Here is a 4955-nt window from a genome sequence, read left to right as displayed (position 1 = left end):
AGTTTCTTTGCTAACACTAACACTATCACTAACACTGAGCCCTGTTTTTATCCCACTTTGTACTTCTCCAGGCACTTGCCTGGGCTCAAAATCGGGATGCCGCGAAAACTTCCCAGGGCCAAAAGGTGGCTGTCGCCGCTGACGATGGCGGCGGCGGAAGCGGCCAGGGCGCACTCCAGGATGCGGTTGTCGTCCGGGTCATTCTTGATCTGGGAGACTTTTTCAACCGCTTCAAAGATTTCGGCCAGGATTGAGATCTCACTAACGATCTCCCGCGCCGCGGTTTCGGGGAACTTGAATTTTTTGCCGCTCAAAACACCCTCGATTTCTTCCAGGATTGACGCGGAAACGGCCAGACGGATCCTTCCGGCAAGAGCGGCCTCGATAATTTGCCGTGGCTTGCCGCCGAACAGCACCGCCGAAATGTAGACGTTGCTGTCCAGGACCAGAATCGGAGTCATTGTTTCACAGTCCCGGCGCGTTGTTCACGAATTGCCGCCTCCACGGCCCCTTCTTTCAACCTCAGTTTCTTTGCCTGCTTGTTGCCGAAAACGAAGATTCGTTCCCAACGCTTTTTCCTGTCGATGTAGGAACGCGCCGCTTCGCGGATCAGCTCGGAGCGCGAGCGCGACTCGCGGCGGGCGATGCGGTCGATTTCCGCCAACAAGTCTTCCTTGAATGATATGTTCACCGTGCTGATGGCCATGTTGCCTCCCGTATTAAATGTGCATTACTAACCCTGCTGCGCAGGATAAGTAACTTAGAAAGCAAATTATCTTGTTTTTTTCCAAGCTAATTTGCTTTAAGTTACTTATTATATACAAGATTTGTATGTTGTCAACCAAGGCGGAAGAAAAAGGAAAGAAATAGGATGAAAAGAGCTATCCGTGTAGGGAACGCAGATCTGCGTTCCCGATGGTGCTCATGTAGGGCAGTACAAACTATCCACCGACCTTGGTGGATATAGTTTGTCTGTCCCGAAGGGACGGCCCTTGCGGCCGCCCTTTTCAATGCATATTAACAGTCAAAGGGACGCTGGGATCAACCCTCCACATCATCCTTCCCGCCGGTTTTGGACATCTCTGCCTTGACCTTCTTCCAGTAGGCCAGGCGCTCGCGGATGTGCTTTTCAAATCCCATGCTTCCCGGCTCGTAGAAGCCCCTTTCGACAACCCCGTCGGGCAGGGTGCGCAGCAGCGAGGTCTTTTCGGGCAGATCGTGGGCATAGACGTAGCCCTTGCCCGCCCCCTTGCCGGCGGCGATGAAATTGTCGGGATTGACGATCGACAGAGGCACGGGCAGCATCTTGTATTTTTCGGCGAGCGACTTCATTTTGCCGTCGGCCACATACAGAGCATTGCTCTTGGGCGCCAGGGCTAAGTACACCGCCGCTTCGCTCAGGAACAAATCGCCTTCCGGGGAACCCAGGAATTCGTAAGCCTGCTTGGCATTGAGGCAGATGCGCAGGGCGTCGGGGTCGGCCAGGCCGATGTCCTCCACGGCCATGCGCACCATGCGCCGCAGGATGTACAGCGGATCCTCGCCGCCCTCGAGCATGCGGTAGAGCCAGAAGAGCGCGGCGTCGACGTCGGAGTTGCGCACGCTCTTGTGCAGCGCCGAGATGAGCTGGTAGCGGTCGTCGCCCGTGCGGTCGTAGCCCGCGACCTTGTTCTGGATGATGTCGAAAACAGCGGCATCGCCGACCGGCTTTCCCAGGTCGGCCGTCTGGAAGACGATCTCCACCAGGTTGAGCAGGCGCCGGCTGTCGCCGTTGCTGTAGCCGACCACCACCGCCTCGGCCTCGGGGGTGAAGCGTAAGGAAGCGCCGCCGCGCGTGGCGATGAAAGCCAGCGCCCGGGCCAGGATGCGCCTCAGGTGCTCCTCCTTCAGCGGGAACAGTTCCAGGATCTTCAAACGCGAAAGCAGGGCGCGGTTGATCTTGTAGGCCGGATTCTCGGTGGTGGTCCCCAGCAGGATGATGTCGCCGCGCTCGACGTAGGGCAGGAAAGCGTCCTGGATGTTACGGTTGAAGTGGTGTATCTCGTCGACGAACAGCACCAGCGGTTTGCCCCGCTCCCGGCGGGCGGCCAACGATTTCTCCATCAGCTTCTTGATCTCGCCGATCCCCGACACCGTGGCCGAAAACTCGGCCGATGGGTAAGCGGTTTCCCTGACCAGGATGCGGGCCAGCGTGGTTTTCCCCGATCCCGGCGGGCCCCAGAAGATCATCGACGCCAGGCTACCGCCGCGCACCATGGCCTGGATGACCTTCCGCTGCCCGGTGAGGTGCTCCTGGCCTTCGAAGTCGGCGAGCCTCTGCGGCCTCAGCTTGTCGGCCAGCGGGAAGAAATCGTGGTTCATGAATTGCCCCGGGGCCGCGGCTCGGTCAGCTCTGGGTGCTGAGGATCATCGCCGCCAGCAGCGGGATCATGATCTCGTGGTGGCCGACGAAGTAGTAGCCCTTGCCGCCGTGGGCGACCGGCCGCTTGAAGACGTTTTCAAAGGGGCGGTAATGGCGGTTGAAATCGAACACCGCCGTGTAAAAATTCTCCAGGCGGATCCCCTGCCCCGAGCAAAAAGCCACCGCCTTGAGAAAGACCTCCGGGAGGATGACTGCCGAGCCGATGTTGAGGTAGGCTCCGCCCTGCCCGATTTCGGAAACGATGGAGGCCAGGAGCTGGAAGTCCCGCTCTGCCAGGGCGCCGGTGACCTCGCCGACGAACATCGGGTGGAAGTGGATGAAATCGGTGCCGATGGCCGGATGGATGGTGACCGGGATGTTCAGCTTGTAGGCGTTGAACAGGATGCTGTGCTCCAGGTGGGGCAGCTTGGCCTGGATCAGGTAGTAGCCGACCGCCTCGCCGGCGCCCATTCCCGCCTGCATCCCGTCCTTGAGCGCCAGGTTCAGAAACAGCCCGGTTTCGTCGGTGTTGCCGTAGCTCCCCTGCAGCAGGTTGGCGGCGACGTCCTCCGAGGTGTTCCCGGCCAGGGCGATCTCGAAATCATGGATCATGAAGGCGCCGTTGGTGGCGATGGCCGAGATCCAACCGCGCTGCATCAGGTCGATGATCAGCGGGCTCAGGCCGAGCTTGACCACATGCGCACCCATGCCCCAAATGATCGGCTTGTTCTTTTTGCGCGCGTCGCCGAGCCGGCCGGCAAACTCGCGCAAGTCCTTGGCGGCCAGGAAGGGCGGCAGCGAGGCGATGAAAGAGTTGAAATCCGCGCCGGCCAGGTAGGGCTTGGGGAAATCGCTCAGGTGGACCAGCGACGGGCGGTCCTTGATGGAAACGGTCTTAAGGTTTTTTTTATTCAAGGCTCTGTATTTCGGGTAGGGCATGGTCAGTCCTTGAGCGAACGGCTGAAGCGGACGACATATTCGGCGCCGCTGTAAACCGTCAGCAGCACCGCGATGTACAGAACGGCGATGCCGAGCAGGCGCAGGTAGTTGGCGTAGGGCATCCTGCGGTAGATGATCAGGATGGCCAGGGCGACGATCTGGAAGGTGGTCTTGACCTTGGCCGGGATGGAGGCCGAGAAGGAGGCGTTCTTGACCAGGAAGTAAAAACGGAAGGCGGAGATGAAAATCTCGCGCAGGATGATGATCGCCGCCACCCAGGTCTCGACCTCCTGCAGGTAGACCAGCGCCATCAGCGCCGCAGCTACCAGCAGCTTGTCAGCCAACGGGTCGAGAAACTTGCCCAGGGAACTGACCTGGTTGTACTTGCGGGCGACGTAGCCGTCGAGCGAGTCGGTCACGGCGGCGATGACGAAGATGGCAAACGCGATGATCTCCTTGTTCTGCATCTCGGTCAGGAGAATGACCAGGAAAAGGGGGACCATGATGATGCGCACGATGGTGATCAAATTGGCTTTAGTCATGTTTACCCCGGCCCATTGTATACTGGAGCGCGGGAATTTGCAACCGCCCAGGACTGCCGCGGTCAGTTACATTCCGAATGGCTCGAGGTCGCCGGCGCCGCGGCGGATAACCGTCGGAACCGGCCCGCTCAAGTCGATGATGGTCGAAGGCAGGTTGGCCAGCGGTCCCGCATCGAGGACCAGGTCGATGTCGTGGCGGAAGGTCTCGGCGATGGCCTGGGGATCGGTATAGAAGTCGTCCTCGCCCTGCGGCACCGAGGTGGAGAGGAGCGGCCGGCCGAGCTCGCGCACCAGGCCCAGGGCCACGGCCGAATCGGGAATGCGCACGCCCACGGTGGGCCGTTTCTGCAGCAATACCTTGGGAACTTCCTTGCTGGCCCGCAGGATGAATGTGTACTTGCCCGGGGTGACGCGGCGCAGGACGCGGTAGACGCTGGTCGGCACGTGCGCCCAGGCGGCAACGGCGGCCAGGTCGGGGCAGATGAAGCTGAGCAGCTTCTGGTGCGACGTTTTCTTGAGCTTGAAGATCCGCGCCATGGCTTCCTTGTTGAACAGGTCGGCGCCCAGGCCGTAGATGGTGTCGGTGGGATAGACGATCAGGCCGCCGTCAGCCACGATGCGCGCCGCGTGCTGCAGCAGACGGCGGTGCGGATGCTCCAGGTCGATCTGCTGTATCTCGACGGCCATGGCGCTCCGCTTTCCCGCTTGCCGGACGGCCTTACTTCAATTCGCTCAACTTCTTGTAGTAGTCGTGCTTGCCTTTCTTGAAGGCCTCGGCCTGCTCGTACAAGCGGTCGGCGACATCGGGGAACTGCAGCTTGAGCGTGGCGAAGCGGATCTCCTTGGCCAGGAAGTCCTGCAGCCCCAGGGTCGGGTCCTTGCTCTCGTAGAGGAAGGGGTTTTTGCCCTCGTTGGCCAGCGCCGGGTTGTAGCGGTAGAGCGGCCAGTAGCCGGCCTGGACGGCCTTCTTGGCCTCCTCGCTGGAGAAGCCCATGTCGATGCCGTGCATGATGCAGGGGGAGTAGGCGATGATGATGGACGGCCCGGGGTAGGCTTCGGCCTCAAGGAAGGCC

The 4955-nt window shown here is 60.5% G+C and carries 6 protein-coding genes and 1 pseudogene; all 7 read right to left on the bottom strand.

The window, feature by feature from the left end; translation table 11 throughout:
* Window positions 1–47 precede the first annotated feature (47 nt).
* Window positions 48–461, bottom strand: a complete 414-nt coding sequence (locus tag NTW95_06925; GenBank protein ID MCX6557149.1) for a putative toxin-antitoxin system toxin component, PIN family — start codon at window positions 459–461, stop codon at window positions 48–50.
* Between the two features lie 77 nt (window positions 462–538).
* Window positions 539–706, bottom strand: a pseudogene (locus tag NTW95_06920) (ribbon-helix-helix protein, CopG family).
* A 335-nt stretch (window positions 707–1041) separates the two neighbouring features.
* Window positions 1042–2361, bottom strand: coding sequence for a replication-associated recombination protein A (locus NTW95_06915; protein MCX6557148.1), 1320 nt, complete (start codon window positions 2359–2361; stop codon window positions 1042–1044).
* Window positions 2362–2386: 25 nt separating this feature from the next.
* Complete coding sequence (locus NTW95_06910) at window positions 2387–3316, bottom strand: hypothetical protein (GenBank protein MCX6557147.1); 930 nt, start codon at window positions 3314–3316, stop codon at window positions 2387–2389.
* A 26-nt stretch (window positions 3317–3342) separates the two neighbouring features.
* Window positions 3343–3882, bottom strand: a complete 540-nt coding sequence (pgsA, locus tag NTW95_06905; protein ID MCX6557146.1) for a CDP-diacylglycerol--glycerol-3-phosphate 3-phosphatidyltransferase — start codon at window positions 3880–3882, stop codon at window positions 3343–3345.
* A gap of 66 nt (window positions 3883–3948) precedes the next feature.
* Window positions 3949–4569, bottom strand: a complete 621-nt coding sequence (locus NTW95_06900) for an L-threonylcarbamoyladenylate synthase (protein MCX6557145.1) — start codon at window positions 4567–4569, stop codon at window positions 3949–3951.
* Window positions 4570–4600: 31 nt separating this feature from the next.
* Window positions 4601–4955 (bottom strand): hypothetical protein (locus tag NTW95_06895; protein ID MCX6557144.1); only part of this gene is annotated, 355 nt, incomplete at its 5' end.

It is taken from the genome of Candidatus Aminicenantes bacterium (assembly GCA_026393795.1).
In the GTDB taxonomy this organism is placed as follows: Bacteria; Acidobacteriota; Aminicenantia; order UBA2199; family UBA2199; genus UBA2199.
This window is presented reverse-complemented; position numbering and strand designations above follow the sequence as displayed.